We start from the raw sequence: 17,132 nt of genomic DNA, 5'->3' as shown, positions 1-17,132 counted from the left end.
TCCAACCATGCAGAAATTGCGCTTTTGCGTTAACTTGAAAGGGAACTGATATGAGCACCGCACCCGTATCCAGCAGAGGTTTCGACCCTTCGTCATTCGGCGCATCGTCTGGTGCCGGTGGCGGGGAGTCATCGTCACTGTCATCGAACCGTATGAGCCCGTATGGCGGCAGCAGCGGTCTGTCGAGCCTAGATTCGAAGTATATGAGCTCCACTGCAGGCGCGGGTAGCGGGCAAGGTATGGGCGCAATTCTCGGTGCTTTGAAGCAATTGATCGAGATGATTGGCAAGTTGGTGCAGGCTCTGGAGCAGAAAATCGGTGGCGGCCAGGGCGGTGGCGCTCAGGGTGGCGGCCAGGGCGGTGGTGCCGAGGGTGGCGGCCAGGGCGGTGGCGCTCAAGGTGGCGGCCAGGGTGGTGGTGCCGAGGGCGGCGGCCAGGGTGGCGGCGCTCAGGGTAGCGGCCAGGGTGGCGGTGCTCAGGGTGGCGGCGCCGAGGGTAGCGGCGGAGGTCAAGGTGCCGAAGGCAAGGGTGGCGCTGAAGGAAATAAGGGCGAAATGGGGCAGCTCTTGAGTCAAATCAAGGAGTTGATGCAGAAGCTTCAGGAGATCGTATCGAAGCTTGAAGGTGGTAAAAGCGAGGGATCAGGTAAGGGCGAAGGCAAGGGCGGAGACCAGAAGAGCCAACTGGGCGAAGTCATGAATCAGGTCAAGGAGCTTATGCAGAAGCTAGAAGATCTGATGTCCAAGATGGGCGGCGGCCAAGGCGCCGGTCAGGGCAGCGGTGCTGGCGGCGGTCAAGGCGCTGGCAGTGGCGGACAGGGCGAGCTTGGCGAGATCCTCGGTCAGGTAAAGGAGCTGCTGCAAAAAGTTCAAGATCTGATGTCCAAGATGGGCGGTGGAGAGGGCGCCGGTCAGGGCGGCGGCTCTGGTGGTGCTGGCGGCGGTGAAGGCGCAGGCAAGGGCGGCGGAGCTAGCGGCGGCGAGGGTGCAGGCAAGGGTAGCGAAGCTGGTGGCGGCCAGGGAGCTGCCGGTGGACAAGACCAACTCATGTCTCAAATCGCTTCGGTACTGACTCAGTTGGTTAGCCTGATTCAGAAGCTAACCGATATGGTCCAGAATATGGGTGGCGCGAACGGTGCTTCGTCTGGCGGATAAATCTCAGTCAACAGAAGTACCTTATCAGCAATGAGGAGAAGGGGGCCTGCAGCCCCCTTTTTCAGGTTGCTGACAAACCCATGGCCACATCCGGGGGGTGTGTTCACTGTGACATGTTGAAGAAACCTGCTCCCGAACAGACGGCTCTCGAGATGGTGACGCTCGACAGCCTGGTGCCGAAGGATCATCTGCCTCGCAAGATCGATGCACTGATCGACTTATACGAATTCTCATTGATTAGAACCTATTTGCCCATTCTCTACGTCCGATGGACATGATGCGCCAGGGCTGGCTTTCGCGCTTGCGCCAAGCGTCACAGCAGTGGGCGACAATATCGTCATAGGATTTGAAGATCCGGTTTGACAACCAGTTCTCGCGCATGAAGTGCCAGAGGTTTTCGACCGGGTTCAGCTCCGGCGACTTTGGCGGCAGGGGCAGGATCGAGATGTTGCCGGGGATGACGAGATTATTGGACATGTGCCATCCCGCCTGATCCATGATGAGGATGGCATGCGCATCATCGGCCACGTGTCGGGAGATTTCAGCCAAGTGCTGCGTCATCGCGTAGGTGTCGCACCAAGGCATGACCAGTGCCGCCGCTTTGCCCTGCTTGGGGCAGATGGCACCGAAGATATAGGCAGAGCGGGTTCGCTGGTCGTGCGGGGCGGATGGCCTTGAGCCTCGCTTTGCCCAGCGGCGGGTGATCTTGTTCTTTTGCCCGATCCGGGCGTTCGGCGGGCAAATGATTCACTGAATCATTTGCTTTTTCCGCCTCACTCCTGATACCAAATTTCTATGCGTTTTCCTTGAGCGGCCCCGTTTGCAATCTTTGCCACTGCGGCGGGGAAACTTTTTTAAAATCCTCAATGACTTGAGGGTCCTGTGCATGATGCTTGGGACGGGCAGCCAGCTCACGGTAACCCATGGCGCGCACCTCCCGGCTCAGTGTCTGTTCGCTCACCGAGACACGAAACTCTTCCCAGAGCCACTGGGCCAGATCGCACAGACGCCATCGGACGACACCGTCAAGATAAGGCGTCGGTCCCACTTCGATGGCTTTTGCAAGGGCCGCGCGCTGAACATCGTTCAGCAGTGACTTGGGGCCAGGAGCCTTGCCGTCGATTAGCCCATCAGGACCACGTTCGTTGAGACGTAGGACCCAGTCCCGCACGATCTGCAGCGTGACGTTGCCCAGCCGCGCCGCATCCGAGCGCGAGCCGCCGTCATAGATCAGCGCAAGCGCCAGCAATCGACGCGCCTGGGCCGCATGTTTGCTTTGTCGAGCCAAACGCCGAAGACCTTCAGCATCAAAATCCCCACGCAATGAAATCGCTGCTGCCATGGGAAACCTCCGATTTGCACCAGAGATTCTGAATTCATCACATTTTGGAAAGCCCAAGAGTCGAATTCAGCGAGGGGACGTATAAGTGAAGGCGCTTGTGGTCGGTACCTGTTGAAAGATCTGAAGGCTGGCTTGTCCTTTCGTCACCTGAAGTCTGGCGCTTGGTTGCTGCAGGACGATGGATAGAAATTTCATGCTACCTGCCAGAGCCTCTTCAAGCGTCAGGTTGGTGATCACGCTGTGGCACAGCAACTCGAAGCTGCCCCGTGGCATTTGTTGCGCGCCAAGACAGAAAAATTCATCATCCAGAACTTCGGCTATCCGCCGCCAAAGTTTGCCATAACTGCTGATGGTCACCGGCTCTTGCAAAGCAGCATCAATGCCGCACGATTTGAGGAGCGGGGCGGGATCAATCCCGCGACTGAGCAAAGGTTTGAGCGCCTCTTCCACGAAACATGGTGATACGAGCGAATTCTTATGTTTAGCCATGCCAGTATTTGACATCTTCGCTGCGTGATTTGGTCATTGATTCCACAACCGGATCATCATTTCATCATCTGGTTTCGTTTGGAGGAGTAAATGACTGCTGACCGCACCTATGTAATCACCGGGGCAGGTTCCGGCCTCGGTTTTGCGACTGCTCGACATCTGGCCGTGCAGGGCGCCAATGTCGTCTTGTTGGATCTTGATGGCCAGAAGTTGAGCTTGGCAGAAAAGGAGATCGGAACTCGTGCAGCCACAGTTGAGGCAGATGTGACATCCGAAAGTCAGGTCAGAGATGCGATTGCCGCCTCCGTGAAGAGATTCGGGGGCATCGACGGTCTGGTCAATTGCGCTGGAGTGGCACCAGGGGAGAAAATCATCGGCCGGTCGGGTCCTCATGATCTAGAAAGATTTACACGCACCCTAATGATCAACCTTGTTGGCAGTTTTAATCTGCTCAGGCTCTGTGCGGAGGTCATGGTGGGAAATACTCCTGGTCCGGAGGGGCAGCGAGGCGTGATCATCAATACGGCTTCGATTGCTGCATATGACGGTCAGATCGGTCAGGCCGCCTACGCCGCTTCTAAAGGCGGGGTTGCGGCGCTGACACTGCCGGCAGCGCGAGAGTTGGCGCAACACGGCATCAGGGTCGTGACGATAGCGCCTGGCATTTTCGAAACGCCCATGATGGCAGGGATGTCTCAGGAGGTTCAGGACGCCATCTGTGCATCTGTACCATTCCCGAAGCGCCTCGGCAAACCAGAGGAATATGCAATGTTGGTTAGTCATATAATCGAGAACCCCATGTTGAATGGCGAAGTTATCCGTCTGGACGGTGCTCTTCGCATGGCACCACGGTGAGGAGGCAGACATGACGCGCGATGGCTCGGTTGTAATTGCGGCAGCTGCACGCACGCCAATGGGTGCGTTCCAAGGCAGTCTGTCCTCTCTTTCGGCCGGTGACTTGGGAGCAGCGGCAATTCGCGCCGCAGTGGATCGCTCGAAAATCAATCCGGAATTGGTGGATGAGGTGCTGATAGGATGCGTACTTTCGGCCGGTCAGGGGCAGGCACCCGCGCGGCAGGCAGCTATTAAGGCTGGAATCCCCTTATCGGCAGGCGCCACAACTATCAACAAGATGTGTGGTTCCGGCATGAAAGCTGTCATGCTGGGTAGCGATTTGATCCGCGCGGGCAGCGCCGTGATCGTTATCGCCGGCGGGATGGAGAGTATGAGCAATGCACCTTACCTCCTGAAGAAGGCTCGGACTGGTTTGCGCATGGGACATGGTAGTGTCCTGGACCATATGTTTTTGGACGGTCTTGAAGACGCCTATGAACACGGCCGCCTGATGGGCACTTTCGCGGAAGACTGTGCAGAGGCTCACAGTTTTTCGCGGCAGGCGCAGGACCAGTTTGCTTTATCGTCGCTAAGTCGGGCTCAGGCCGCGATCGCCAATGGCTCTTTTATCGCTGAGGTCTGCCCGGTTGAGGTTGAGCTTACCCGGACAACCCGATCCGTTTCCGTTGATGAACAGCCTTCATTGGCGATCGCGGCCTGAGCCCGACAAGATTCCGTCTCTTCGATCTGCTTTTCGCGAGGGAGGAACGATAACGGCCGCGAATACGTCCTCCATATCGGATGGGGCCGCTGCGGTTATTCTCACAAGCATGCGTGAAGCGGATCGCCATCAGCTTGCTCCTCTTGCTTGAATTGTAGGTCATGCCACCTATGCCGGCGCGCCTTCTGACTTTCCAACGGCGCCAATTGGCGCGATCCGCAAACTGTGTGATGCCTTTGATTGGCAGCCAGGGGAAGTTGACCTGTATGAGATCAATGAAGCCTTCGCGGTCGTAACGATGGCGACAATGAGAGCGTTGGATCTGTCGCATGACAAGGTCAATATTTATGGAGGCGCATGCGCACTTGGTCATCCGATAGGTGCCTCTGGTGCCCGAGTTCTGGTCACACTTCTCAATGCGCTGCGGTCAAATGGTTTGCGCAGGGGAATTGCGTCGCTTTGCATCGGTGGTGGTGAGGCAACGGCAATGGCGATCGAACTTATCGATTAACATACCGATATAGAGCATTTCCGGCGGAAACGGGATGACCTGAAATGCTTGTCTTATGAACTTCTTGCTTCTTCGTGCGATAAAGAAGCGCCGGAGAGGACGGCCATCCTCTTCCGGCGATGGGGGACGGATCGTGGACATGCAGGCCGCCATTCTTGCGAATGCCGGGCCGAGCTACAGTTTGATCGGCCCCATCTTTTCCAATCGTCCTGAACGGATACCCGAGCTTTGGGCTCGGATGACAAGCATGGGAGATCAGAAAAGATGACAGATATTACCATCGGCGCAGACATCTCGAAAGACCATATCGACCTCCACAGCCTGCCGGACGGAGGAACCTTGAAGGTTGCCAATGACCGCAAGGGATTTGCGGCTGTTGTCCGATGGATCGGCACAAAGAGCGTGACCCGCATTGTCTATGAACCCACCGGCCCCTAGCACAAGGCCTTCGAGCGATTCATGATGGTGCAAGGCTTAGCCCTCTCCAAGGTCAATCCCCGCCTTGCCAGACGTTTTGCAGAAGCGACCGGCAGGCTCGCCAAGACAGACAGGATCGATGCCGGACTTCTGGCCCGTTACGGTCTGTTGCTTGAACCCCGCCTCCTTGAAGCAAGCGCGCAAATCCACAACGACCTGAGAGAGTTGCATGTGGCGCGGTTGGCGCTCATCAAGGATGGGACCGCTGCAAAGAACAGAGCCAAGACCCTTTCCAGCCCGCTCTTGCAACGACACAATGCCGACAGGCTCCGCCAGATCGAGCGGCAGATCAAGGCCGTGGACGAGGCCATCCTGGCGCTTATTGCAGAAGACACGCTTCTGAAGGCCAGGTTTGATATCCTTGTCTCGATCCCCGGCGTGTCGCACATCACTGCCTTCACGCTTCTCATCGAAATGCCCGAGCTTGGCGAGATGGATGAGAAAGCCGCAGCCGCACTCTCCGGCCTTGCGCCGATGAGCCGACAGTCCAGGCGATGGACCGGACGCGCGTTCATTGCTGGCGGAAGGGCCATCATCCGCCAGGCGCTCTACATGCCCGCTCTCGTCGCCTGCCGCTTCAACCCGGACCTCAAGGCCAAATACGACCAGCTCAAGGCCGCCGGAAAAGCACCAAAGGTCGCCATTACCGCAATCATGCGAAAGCTCATCGTGCTGGCAAACGCACTGCTGCGGAAAAATCGAAAATGGGAGCCAAAATCCACTTGATCGCAACGGATACTCTAGATCCAACCTTAGAGAGGCGGGGATCGATTATTCGATCCATGCACATCCCTCGCCGCGCGGATCATGTGCGCCACTCGGTATTCGATCTGCATCGAAGAGAAGGACGCCAGCCTGTCCAAAGAGAGGAGAGAATGCCGCCAGCCGCGTCAGGTCATGCCCACGACCGGCAAGTTGCTCCATGCATTCATCACTCATCATACCTTCGACTTTGAGGCTATCGCGGGCGTCAGAGAAGGTTTTGCCCAAAAGGAACCGCGGCTGCCTCAGTGCTTCCGCGGGTGTGAGGTTGTCGTCGAGGAGGGCGGTCAGGATAACGGCAAGTGTTTGTGGCTGCCCATCTGCGCCTTGCGTTCCGTAGGTGAGAAAAGGTCGGCCTTCCCGCAGCGCGAGACCCGGATTGAGCGTGTAGAAGGGAAGTTTGCCCGGCGCAATACAGTTGGGATGGTCAGGTTGTGCATTGAACGCGGCACCCCTGTTTTGCCAAAGAATACCCGTGTCACCGACGACGACACCACTTCCCCAATCAAAGTAGGTGCTCTGCAGGATACTTGCGCACCGGCCCTGTCTATCTACGACTGAGAAAAATACTGTGTCACCGTGTTGATGTTGATGCGGCCAAACCAGCGCCTGATCGGGATCGATTGTGTCCGCGGCCGCCTTCAGTCGTTCGGTCGCCAAGAGATCTTTCGGATCGCAGCTCATGCTCACGGGATCTGAAACATGCACTCGGTCCATGAAGGCGCGTTTTACTGCCTCGATAAGAAGATGATACCGCTCAGCAGAACCATTTGGGGCAGATGCCAGACGCATATTGCTGAGAATTCCCATGATCGCGAGTGTCGTTATGCCCAGTGTCGGCGGAGGTGGGGCAACGAGAATCGTGCCCCGATAATCCAGCGTCAAAGGAGAAACTTCACGGGTGCGTGTCCGGGCAAGATCCGTTGCGGTCAGGCATGAGCCGACTGCCTTCAGCCCTGCGATAATCCTTTTCGATAGTTTGCCTTCATAGAAGCTACGTGCACCCTCTGCCACAAGCGCAGCGAAGCAATCGGCAAGCTCGGGCTGTTTGAATAGGCCTGCTTGTGCGCGGTGATCGAAATACTGCGAGAATCCGTGCCAGTTCGTTGTTTCTCCAACTCGGAAATCGAGCCAGAAATCCTGCAACTTGCTCGGCTCGTAACCATTGGCTGCCAAATCCATCGCACGCTCGAGAAGAGCAGAAAGAGACCTCGTGCCACACCAGTGTTCGCGTGAAAACGTCAGGGCATGATCCCAGCTATCGACGACGCAAGCTGTTGTCAGCATCGAGGCAGGACCACGGAGCGGAACCGGTTGATTTCGGATCGCTGATGTAGCCTCCCCGGCTTGCCCGATACCGAGAAAACAATGACTTTTCCCGTGCTGATCTGCCACCAGCCAGACAGCGTCACCGCCCAGTCCGCAGAAGTGGGGAGTGACCACCGTCAGAACAGATCCGATAGCAATTGCAGCCTCGATTGCGGTTCCTCCAGCCTTGATGACCTCCGCTCCAGCCTCTGTGGCGAGAGGATGGGGAGATGTCACCATTCCCGGCTGGGGTTTGTTACTCGCACAGGCAACAGGCATTCGGTGCGCTCACGGCTCGCGACAGCAGGACGGATCGAGGATCCATTCCGCGCTGTCGTTCCATACATCTGTTTCTACGAGCAGCCCATCGCGCACCACAAAGCGGTCCACATACCGATTGTGGTCGAAGGGGGTGCCGTCAGGCCATTCGCCATAGAGGTAGCCGAGGCTGTAAACAATCGTCTCGCCATCGCCTGCGATGACGTCTGTACGCAGAATTCTCTTTTTTACCCATTTGTAGCGAGCCGCATTGAATTCGGTTGGACCTGAAGTCTCTCGGAATTCGCGGTTGCCTGTGAACCTGCAGATAAACCCTGGTGCCGTGTAAGATGCAGCCTTTACTGGATCGGCTGCCATGGATGCAGTAAGGTAGTTCTCGACACATCGCACAGCGAGAGCAGCCTGGTCGTTCATGGTTCACCCATTGTTTAACAAAACCTGATATGATTGCATACATTGAAGGTACGCATCACAACAAGAGTGATAAGACTGGTGAGCCTTTCCTCCTACGACATCGTCCTGCGTGGCGCGCTTCTTGGCAAAGAGACGCCTGAAGATATTGCAATTTCGGACGTGCGCATCGCGAGGATTGGCGCGGCCTTGCCAGCACCAGCAAGGTTATTTCGCGAAACTGTAAAATGAACGCTCCGGATGCGCTTTAGCCCGTCGCCTGATCAAGCATGATCATGTTCTGAATGAGAGCTGAGAGGGCGCGCAAGTCTCTAGCCCGCCGGTTGCCACGCAGAAGCGGACGCATCAACCAGTCCAGAGCTCGACCATGGCGTATCCACCGCATAGCACCACGCCAGATTCCGCGCTGATCGCCAGTTTTGTACTTTGCCAAGGCTTTATTGATATCGGCAACGTTCATTCTGGATGTTGCATAGCAACTCAATGCAAAAATCAGCAGATCTGAGACCTGCGCCATCCGCATGTTGCGAATGACACCGAAGAGCTCAAAATCAATGAAGCAGATATTGCGTCCGTCCCAGAGAATGTCTTTGAGGTTCGGACGACCGTGCGCCATTCCCGCCGCATGGAGCTGATGCAGCGCTGTTGCCGCCGCGCAAAGTGCTCGCGACCGTTCTTCATCAGACGTTTGCGGATCATGCAGGAGTGCAACGAGGGAGGTTCCTCCATTGCGGGTGATGAAGTATCCGGTATCTGCAGCTACCAGTTCCGGTGCGGCCAAGCCGCGTTCATTTAGTGCCCGGTACCCATCGATTTCGCGAGCAAGAGCCTTGAGGGGATTCCCTTTACGCAATCGCCAGACCAGCGATAGTTTCTCCGGGCGCTTAACCCAGAAGATGTCGTTACCCAACTGAATGCTTTCGACCCGTTGAGAGGGATTGCCTGCATCGGCGAGCGCCTTCAGGCGTTCAACTGTTTCCGCTGGTATTCGCGGCATTTCTAGACCTTCTGACAATGACAGATGGCCCGTCGACCGTTCGGTACCGTACGACATGTGTGAACGGACGGGGAGCCAAGTCGGGCGGGGTCAGCTGATTGGCGATCAACTGTTTACAATTCTGGCACGAATGCACCATGCGCGACGGGAATGCAAGTTGGGTCCATTTCGCGCTTACGATCTTCACCAACCCCTGTTGGGCAATTTGATGCAATTCATTTTATATTTTCGCACGATAGCGACTTGCTCACGAAATATCAGGGATTATGTTGCACAGTCACGCCTCAATGAAAATATCGGTCGGGAGGGACGGAGCGATTTTCAAGAAATATGGTTGGTCAGTGTTAGGCGTTTGCGTGGTGGCTGTTTCTGCCTGGTTGCTTTATCGCGAAGTCAGAGGCCTTTCGCTTGAGGATGTCGGAGATAGTCTTGCCGCGATCTCACCTATGCATTGGACGCTGTCAGTTGTCGGGGCGCTCGTAGCCTATGCTGCGCTGGCAGGTTACGATGCGCTTGCTCTGCGCTATCTTGGGCGGCGTGTTGGCAGGTTTTTTATAACCCTAACCTCCTTCACGACTTACGCCTTATCGCACAATCTGGGTGCATCGGTTCTGTCCGGCTCGTTGATTCGATATCGCGCATATTCATCCAAAGGGTTAACCGGGCTCGAAATTGGCCAGCTCATAGCGTTCTGTTCGTTTACATTTGCGCTCGGAACGGTCATTCTGACGGGGATCGTACTGATCATCGATCCGACGATAGCAATTCGCTTTTTCAATCACACATCGCCGCAACTGGTGCGCGGCGTTGGGGCGTTTCTTCTGTTTCTCGTAGGTGCCTATGTCTATGGCAGTTGGCGGCAGCTAAAGCCTTTTAAAGTAGGGCCGCTGAAGATAGAATATCCAAACCTGCGGATTGTGATCCTGCAATTGATTATTGGTCCACTTGAACTGCTTGGCGCCGCGGCGATTATCTATTTTGCGCTCCCGCACATAGGGAACCCCGGGTATCTGACAATTCTAGGCCTGTTTCTCCTGTCTTTTTCAGCGGCTCTGATATCGAGTGCGCCGGGAGGATTGGGCGTTCTTGAATTGCTTTTTGTCAATAGCCTGCCAGAGGTCCCGGCATCGGATGTTCTGGCCGCTCTCATCGTCTTCCGGCTTCTTTACCTGCTCATTCCATTTGCGGCTTCGCTGGTCATTGTTCTGCTGTTCGAACGCAATCTGCTGAAAGCGCAAAGAAATGCGGCCTGATTGTCAGGCCTTCATTTGTTGACGACACCAGTGCACGGCAGGTTCGATCCCGCCCAGCGGGAACATGTGAAAGCGCTCGATCTGGCTGCACGGGTTTGCGGATTTGTAGGCCTGTAGTTTTTGCGCCATTTCGGTAGGCTGATAAGGCAACAGGAGCCTGCTCAAATTGAGCGCTCGCTTCTGAAGTACCTTTATCGAGGGGCCTACTCCGCAGGTGATCGCATATTTGATGAGGGTTTGTAGCTTTGCCGGTCCGGCTAGGCCGACGTGAATTGGCAGGTCGATACCAAGTGTCTCGATACGTCTTGCCCAATCCAGCAGTGTCTGGCTCTCGAACAGAAACTGGGTCGTAATGACAACACGGGCATCCGTGCGCTTTGCGAATTCAGACTTCTGCAAAAGAGCAGCATCGACATGACGCGTGGACCCATCCGGGTCTATATCCCGATTGCCTTCCGGATGGCCCGCAATATGCAACTGTTTGAAACCGAGTTTGTCAAAAAGACCCGTCTCGATCAGGTCGAACGAACTGAGCAGGTCACCACGGGCAGATGTTGCGCCACCGGCGAGTAGAAGCGCATGGGTTACATCGGCCTCATTCCTGTATTGGTGAAGAAGATCTTTCAGTTCCTGCCGTCCAGTGAAAGATCTGGCGGGCAAATGCGGGGTGACGGAAAATCCTTCGTTGTGAAGTCGGCGCGCAGTCTCCACCAGGCTCGGGATCGGAGTGCCATCCACATGCGCTAGGAAGATCTGAGTTCCGGCCGGCAGGAGATCGCGGAACGATGAGACTTTGGCTGCTGTGCGCGGAAGGACTTCGATGGACCAATTATCGATCAGGCGCGGTGGCAATAGAGTGTTGTCCGTAAAGTTTTGTCTGAGGTCCATAAAGATGTGTCCTCGCGTCCTTGCCAGCCGTCGCTCGTGCAAAGGATAGTCTTTGCCGAACAGAGCGACATGTCTCGTTGCGACATTGGCGTGAATGTCCTGTAGACAAGCCTTCCTAACCTATGATTGCAAACGCATTTCGCACCGTGCCGTTGCCCGCCAAAGTCGGGCGTTGCCCTATCCATTGAACATGGCGACTGAGAATAGAGCAGGCGGACTCGACGTTTCCCTGGCGAAGGGCGGAGAGGATTGCCGTGTGGTCGTGGTCGGTCTGGGTTTCCCAATGGGATTGCCATGCCGCGAACAGGAAGCGGGCGCTGGCGGCATGAAGATCGTCAATCGTCGCGAGCAACCTCGGCATGCCACATGGAGTAAGAATGGTTCGGTGAAAGAGACGGTTCGCCTCCTCCCAGCTTCGAACGTCTTTGGACACATCGCCCGCGCGAATGGCCTCTTCAGCTGTCTGCAGGAGTGCAGGTGTCAGATGCGGCGCTGCGTGTCTGAGCGCCAGCACCTCAAGTGCGGCACGCATTTCCGCCACTTCCTTGACATGTGAAAGCTGGAAGGAAGCCACCCGAACACCGCGGCGCGGCTCGCTTGCAGCAAGACCTTGCGCTTCAAGGCGACGGAACGCTTCGCGGACAGGCACATGGCTCGCCCCGAACTCGGCTGCGATATGGTCTTGGCGCAGCTTGGCGCCAGCTGGAATCTCGCCGGCAATGATGCGTTCGGCCAGTACCTTGCTGATTCTTACCGCCAGTGTGTCTTCGATCTTTGTGCTCATGTGAGTGTGATAAGGCGCTGCCATGATCTTGTCGATCTTATAAAGGGCATGTTGAGCTTTGCCATCGCTGCTTCTGTGTCAGGACGGGCACGTGCGATAGGAATTCTGTGATTTGGTTCTGGCAGTTTGCTTAAGGCGAGCTGCAGTATGCGCAGCTTTTGCAGTTTCAATGCGCAGTCTCCTGTGATTGTCTGCGGTCCAAATCGAAAGGAATAGCTTCATGCTCTGCAAACTCATCGGCATCCCACTTCAAAGCGGTGCTTCACAACTTGGTTGTGAGATGGGGCCGAGCGCGCTGAGGACCGCGGGCCTCCGGCAGGCACTCACAGACCTGGGCCATCAGGTCTCCGATTGTGGCAACCTTGCAATCCCGGAACAGACGCATCGGGTTCATCCGAACGAAAAGATTCATGATCTGGCGGAAATTGTTGCCTGGACCGAAGTTATTGCTGAAGCAGCCTACCGGGAAAGCCGCGATGCGATGCCGATTTTCCTGGGCGGCGACCATGCACTCTCTGCCGGAAGCGTTTCCGGTATGGCGCGACGTGCCGCAGATGAGGGGAGGCCCTTCTTTGTTCTATGGTTGGATGCCCATACTGATTTCCATACGCTGGAGACAACGAATAGCGGTAACCTGCATGGTGTTCCTGTTGCCTACTTCACAGGTCAACCAGGGTTCGAACCATATTTTCCGAAACTTGAACGAAAAGTCGACGCTGCAAATGTCTGCATGATCGGAATTCGAAGCGTCGATACGGCCGAACGGCGCGCCATTCAGCAAACCGACGTACTGGTCCACGATATGCGGGCCATAGACGAGAATGGCGTTGCTGCACTTCTTCGCGAGTTTCTGACGCGAGTTTCTTCAGCAAACGGCATGCTGCACGTCAGCCTCGACGTTGACTTCCTTGACCCTGCCATCGGTCCTGCCGTTGGGACTACCGTTCCGGGCGGTGCCACTTTTCGGGAGGCGCATCTTCTCATGGAAATGCTCCACGACAGCGAACTGGTGACAAGCCTTGATCTGGTGGAGCTCAATCCATTTCTTGACGAACGTGGTCGCACCGCAACCATGCTGGTCGATCTGACAGCAAGCCTCATGGGGCGCAAAGTACTTGATCGTCCGACGCAGCGTTATTGATAGATGTCAATCAGCATTAAGCAGTATTTGCGCGTCCCATTTCCTGTCTAAGTTCTTCACGTCCAGGAATCGCTGACGGATCTCTCCGCAACGAGAGGAATGGACGGGCTTAACGATGGCGCTGCCTTGGCGGCCAAGTCCGCGGAAGAACTTAGACGTAAAGTTGCAGATGTCACCAAACTTGCTTCAGATGCAAAGCTGCCCGATGTGCGTTCGAGTCTAGAGCTTCTTCTGCCACGATTTGAGGCTTTCTACGCGCTTGGCCGTAAGATGACACAGGCCTTGTCGATGGCGGGCCTGCGCTGGGCAACTGACGCAGCAGAACACGTCGGTGGTGGAGGAAAGCTCTTCAATCAGCGCAGCTTTCGCACAGAGTGCGGAACACTTGGCAAATCTTGTGCTTCGCTTCCAGATCAATGCTGGGAACACCGTCCAACAGGACCGCGTAGACGAGCTGCCTGATCGGCTGATGTCGCCCGCCCGTGAAGAGCGGGCGACCGTCTATCAATAGGATTTGCCCTTCAGTTCGACGGAGGGCTTCTCGCCGCGTGCGCGCGCTTGCTTCAAGCTTTGATATTCGCTGAGTGCAACTGCGGCTGCGTCCCGCAGCAGTGCGATGTTGTGCGGTCCGACGATGAAGCGATAGCCACGATCCAGAAGATCGTTTACCGATGCGCCGCCGTTTGGCACCGTGCCCAATATCTTCCCAGCGTCGAGTATCGCCTTTTCGGCCTGACAGGCCAAAGACTGCACTTCGGGATGTTCCGTTTGACCAAGCAGGCCCATATTGCCCGCGAGATCGTTGATGCCGATGAACACAATGTCGGCGCCTTCAAGAGCGGCGATGCCCGCTGCATTTTCGATTGCGGTGACCGATTCAAGCTGAATGGCAATCAGGATGTTATCATTGGCCTTGTGAATATAGTCCGGCTCCATGCCATAGGTCGAAGCGCGAACAATAGAGGCGGCATAACCGCGAATACCAGCTGGTGGGTAGTAGCAGGCGCGGATGGCCTGTTCAGCAGCCTCAACAGTGTCCACAGAGGGTATCATGACTGACTGGACGCCACCGTCCAGAACACGCTTCAGCAGAACATGATCGTTCCAACCGACACGCACCATGCCGGGCGAAGGTGTCGTTTCCAGAGCCCGCAATGAGTCCACAATGTCGCGGGTATCACCTATACCATGTTCGAAATCGGCCAGAATGAAATCAAAGCCGACATGACCAAGAACCTCGCATTCGGTTGGTGTGCCGCCAGCGACCCAGCAGCCATAAGCTGCCTCGCCGTCCAGTAATCTCTGTTTGAGAACGTTCGGGCGAAACATGAGCCCCTCCTCGATAAGCTGCAATGCAATTACAATTCGTACGGTGCCTGCAGCTTATATATCACAGGAGGGAGTCGCTACTGCTATTTCCCAAAGCCTAAAGTGCAGCGTACAGCTGAATCCCAGCCTGCAAGCAATTCGTCACGGTTCGACGTATCCATTGCCGGAGTGAATTGACGGTCACGATGCCACTCGGCGGCAAAGCCTTGTCTGTCTGGCCAGATGCCTGCGCCATGGCCCGCAAGCCAGGCGGCGCCCAATGCCGTTACTTCGGTTGAAGCGGATCGATCCACCGCGACGCCCAGAATGTCCGCAAGACGCTGCATCGTCCAGTCGTTCGCAGACATACCGCCATCGACGCGAAGGAGCGTATCTGCCTGACCTGGCCAATCCTTGCGCATGGCACCAAGCAGGTCGCGGGTCTGGAAGCAAACGGATTCGAGCGCGGCACGTACAAATTCCGCAGGTCCGGTATTTCGCGTCATCCCGAACATGGCGCCGCGCGCCTCCGCATCCCACCATGGCGCCCCCATACCGGTGAAGGCCGGAACGAGATAGACCCGCTGGCCGGGATCGGCTTTGGCAGCCAGTTCCGCCGTTTCGGAAGCCTTGCCGATCATCTTCAGGCCGTCACGCAGCCATTGGACGGCAGCGCCAGCGATGAAGATGGAGCCTTCCAGCGCGTAGTGAATATCGCCGTTGAGACGATAGGCAATCGTCGTCAGCAGCCGGTTCCTGGATGCGACCCGATCAGTTCCTGTGTTCAAAAGTGCAAAGCAACCGGTGCCATAGGTAGATTTCATCATGCCCGGCCTGAAGCAGGCCTGACCGATCACTGCGGCCTGTTGATCGCCCGCCACACCGCGAATAGCTATGGGTGATCCGAACAGGGCAGGGTCCGTTGTGCCGAACTCGTCAATGTTCGAGAGAATTTCTGGCAACATCGAACTCGGAATGTTGAACAGCTTCAGCAGATCGTCATCCCATGCCGCGTTGCCGATGTTGCACAGCATGGTCCGGGAAGCATTCGTAACATCGATGACATGCCGTTTGCCGCCCGTCAGTTTATAGACGAGCCAGCTATCGACTGTTCCGAAAGCCAGATGTCCGGCCTCTGCTGCTTCACGCGCACCGGAAACGTTGTCGAGCAGCCAAGCGATTTTGGTGGCGGAGAAATAGGGATCGATCAGTAGACCAGTACGCTCGGCCACCAGATCGGAGTGGCCTTCTTCGCGCAGCCTTGCGCAATGTCCAGCGGTTCTGCGATCTTGCCAGACAATTGCCTTGTGGATTGCCTTGCCGGTCCGCTTGTCCCAGACGAGAGCCGTCTCACGCTGATTGGTAATGCCAATTGCCGCAATTTGGTCAGACGAAATGTTAGCCTTGGAGATTGCAGTGCGCGCGGTTTCCAGCGTCGTTGTCCAGAGATCCTCGGCCTCGTGCTCCACCCAGCCCGACTGCGGGAAATGCTGCGTAAACTCCATCTGCCCAACGCCAACCGCCTTGTAGGATCGATCAAAGATTATCGATCGCGTGGAGGTGGTTCCCTGATCGATTGCGAGAATGAAATCAGTCATGCGTCGATTTCCATGTTCATCGTGTCAAAACAATTGGCTTTGGGGTTTGGTAGCATATTGGAAGCAATGCAGAAGCCTCTTTTTACTGCGTATTGTTGCCTAAAACATCAGCAGTCACAGCATATGGATGACTGGCGGCAGTGCCAGTGAAACGCCTGAGAGGAACAGGAGAATGAAGGCGAGCTTCCGCATCGCAACAGGCGATAATGGTGGCGGATATTTGCGCGCTAGCCACGTGGCCAGCATAACAACCGGGATGGCGCATAGGCTCCACCAAAACGATGCGCGCGGCATCTGGCCACTCGCGGTGACGATTCCAAGTCTCAGCAGAGCATTGGTCGCAAAGATGGCGACCAATGTCTCCCGTATCGTACCGGGCTTCAGCGGTTGGCGGTAGAAGTGGTAAATCAGCGGCGGCCCTGACGTTGAAAACATGCCACCCATGATCCCTGCGATGGCACCGAAACCTGCGAATGAGAGCGGCGACGACATTTTCATGAGCGGTTCCGGCTTCAGCGAAAGCTGAATACTGGAGACGATGATGACCGCGCCCAGAAGGATCTTGAGCCCTTCCAGAGAGCTGGCAGCCATCAGTGTCAGAAGCCAATAGCCCGCGCCCAGAAACAGAACGCTGGTTGCGAGAGCAGGAAAGAACTGGCGGAAGGCAATATCCCGCCAACCTTTTAGAAGCACCTGAATAGCGTTCACCACGACCAGAATGCTGACTAGTACCGCCGCATCCGTCAACGGTATGATGCCGGTTAAACCCACCCCGCCCATCATTATCAGCCCAAGTGCAAAGCCTGTCAGCGTTTGTGTGTAGGCTGCAACAAAGGCAATGGCGAGCAGACCCGCCAGACTGAGCGGGTCCATCT

The 17,132-nt window shown here is 56.1% G+C and carries 14 protein-coding genes and 3 pseudogenes; 7 read left to right on the top strand and 10 right to left on the bottom strand.

The genetic code is table 11. The annotated features are described in order from the left end of the window. Positions 1-50: 50 nt before the first annotated feature. On the top strand, positions 51-1,154 hold the full coding sequence (locus E8M78_RS23375; RefSeq protein ID WP_170973465.1) for a hypothetical protein: 1,104 nt from the start codon (positions 51-53) through the stop codon (positions 1,152-1,154). Between the two features lie 237 nt (positions 1,155-1,391). On the opposite strand, the pseudogene E8M78_RS17955 reads toward E8M78_RS23375, so the two are convergent. Together E8M78_RS17955 and E8M78_RS17950 are read right to left on the bottom strand one after the other, a co-directional pair. Beyond that, positions 1,392-2,496 (bottom strand): annotated as a pseudogene (locus E8M78_RS17955) (IS630 family transposase). Positions 2,497-2,562: 66 nt separating this feature from the next. Then, entirely contained in the window at positions 2,563-3,000 is a 438-nt protein-coding gene (locus tag E8M78_RS17950; protein WP_137136353.1) for an AraC family transcriptional regulator ligand-binding domain-containing protein, read from the bottom strand. 75 nt (positions 3,001-3,075) lie between these two features. Here E8M78_RS17950 and E8M78_RS17945 point away from each other — a divergent pair, with 75 nt between their 5' ends. From E8M78_RS17945 to E8M78_RS17935, 3 genes and pseudogenes are all read left to right on the top strand, one after another. Next, positions 3,076-3,840 carry a 3-hydroxyacyl-CoA dehydrogenase gene (locus tag E8M78_RS17945; protein ID WP_137136352.1) on the top strand — a complete coding sequence of 255 codons (765 nt, stop codon included), beginning with the start codon at positions 3,076-3,078 and terminating at the stop codon, positions 3,838-3,840. 10 nt (positions 3,841-3,850) lie between these two features. After that, positions 3,851-5,051: pseudogene (locus E8M78_RS17940) on the top strand (acetyl-CoA C-acyltransferase). Positions 5,052-5,315: 264 nt separating this feature from the next. After that, positions 5,316-6,254 (top strand): annotated as a pseudogene (locus E8M78_RS17935) (transposase). A gap of 45 nt (positions 6,255-6,299) precedes the next feature. Here E8M78_RS17935 and E8M78_RS17930 read toward each other — a convergent pair. After that, positions 6,300-7,838, bottom strand: a complete 1,539-nt coding sequence (locus E8M78_RS17930) for a gamma-glutamyltransferase (protein WP_137136434.1) — start codon at positions 7,836-7,838, stop codon at positions 6,300-6,302. A gap of 48 nt (positions 7,839-7,886) precedes the next feature. Further along, complete coding sequence (locus E8M78_RS17925; RefSeq protein WP_137136351.1) at positions 7,887-8,291, bottom strand: nuclear transport factor 2 family protein; 405 nt, start codon at positions 8,289-8,291, stop codon at positions 7,887-7,889. A gap of 42 nt (positions 8,292-8,333) precedes the next feature. On the opposite strand from E8M78_RS17925, the gene E8M78_RS17920 reads away from it, so the two are divergent. Then, positions 8,334-8,519, top strand: a complete 186-nt coding sequence (locus tag E8M78_RS17920) for a hypothetical protein (RefSeq protein ID WP_137136350.1) — start codon at positions 8,334-8,336, stop codon at positions 8,517-8,519. A 16-nt stretch (positions 8,520-8,535) separates the two neighbouring features. On the opposite strand, the gene E8M78_RS17915 is transcribed toward E8M78_RS17920, so the two are convergent. After that, positions 8,536-9,285, bottom strand: coding sequence for a lipopolysaccharide kinase InaA family protein (locus E8M78_RS17915; RefSeq protein WP_170973464.1), 750 nt, complete (start codon positions 9,283-9,285; stop codon positions 8,536-8,538). 287 nt (positions 9,286-9,572) lie between these two features. Here E8M78_RS17915 and E8M78_RS17910 point away from each other — a divergent pair, with 287 nt between their 5' ends. Beyond that, on the top strand, positions 9,573-10,538 hold the full coding sequence (locus E8M78_RS17910) for a YbhN family protein (RefSeq protein WP_137136348.1): 966 nt from the start codon (positions 9,573-9,575) through the stop codon (positions 10,536-10,538). A 3-nt stretch (positions 10,539-10,541) separates the two neighbouring features. On the opposite strand, the gene E8M78_RS17905 is transcribed toward E8M78_RS17910, so the two are convergent. Further along, entirely contained in the window at positions 10,542-11,426 is an 885-nt protein-coding gene (locus E8M78_RS17905) for a methylenetetrahydrofolate reductase (protein WP_137136347.1), read from the bottom strand. 115 nt (positions 11,427-11,541) lie between these two features. Then, the gene (locus E8M78_RS17900; protein ID WP_137136346.1) at positions 11,542-12,210 is read right to left on the bottom strand and encodes a GntR family transcriptional regulator; all 669 of its coding nucleotides are present in this window, start codon (positions 12,208-12,210) and stop codon (positions 11,542-11,544) included. 220 nt (positions 12,211-12,430) lie between these two features. Between E8M78_RS17900 and rocF the strand changes: the two genes are divergently transcribed. Next, positions 12,431-13,351 (top strand): arginase, encoded by a 921-nt coding sequence (gene rocF, locus E8M78_RS17895; RefSeq protein ID WP_137136345.1) that lies wholly within the window; start codon positions 12,431-12,433, stop codon positions 13,349-13,351. 504 nt (positions 13,352-13,855) lie between these two features. Here the strand turns inward: rocF and E8M78_RS17885 are convergent. From E8M78_RS17885 to E8M78_RS17875, 3 genes are all read right to left on the bottom strand, one after another. Then, complete coding sequence (locus tag E8M78_RS17885; RefSeq protein WP_137136343.1) at positions 13,856-14,680, bottom strand: aldolase/citrate lyase family protein; 825 nt, start codon at positions 14,678-14,680, stop codon at positions 13,856-13,858. An 83-nt stretch (positions 14,681-14,763) separates the two neighbouring features. Continuing rightward, on the bottom strand, positions 14,764-16,257 hold the full coding sequence (gene glpK / locus E8M78_RS17880; RefSeq protein ID WP_137136342.1) for a glycerol kinase GlpK: 1,494 nt from the start codon (positions 16,255-16,257) through the stop codon (positions 14,764-14,766). Positions 16,258-16,371: 114 nt separating this feature from the next. Then, positions 16,372-17,130: a sulfite exporter TauE/SafE family protein gene (locus tag E8M78_RS17875; RefSeq protein ID WP_137136341.1), complete on the bottom strand. Its 759-nt coding sequence runs from the start codon at positions 17,128-17,130 to the stop codon at positions 16,372-16,374. Between the last annotated feature and the right edge of the window lie 2 nt (positions 17,131-17,132).

Origin of the sequence: Rhizobium sp. FKY42 (genome assembly GCF_005222835.1) — a bacterium.
GTDB lineage: Bacteria > Pseudomonadota > Alphaproteobacteria > Rhizobiales > Rhizobiaceae > Neorhizobium.
The sequence above is the reverse complement of the archived record's forward strand: the minus strand, read 5'-3'. Positions and strand labels throughout refer to the sequence as shown.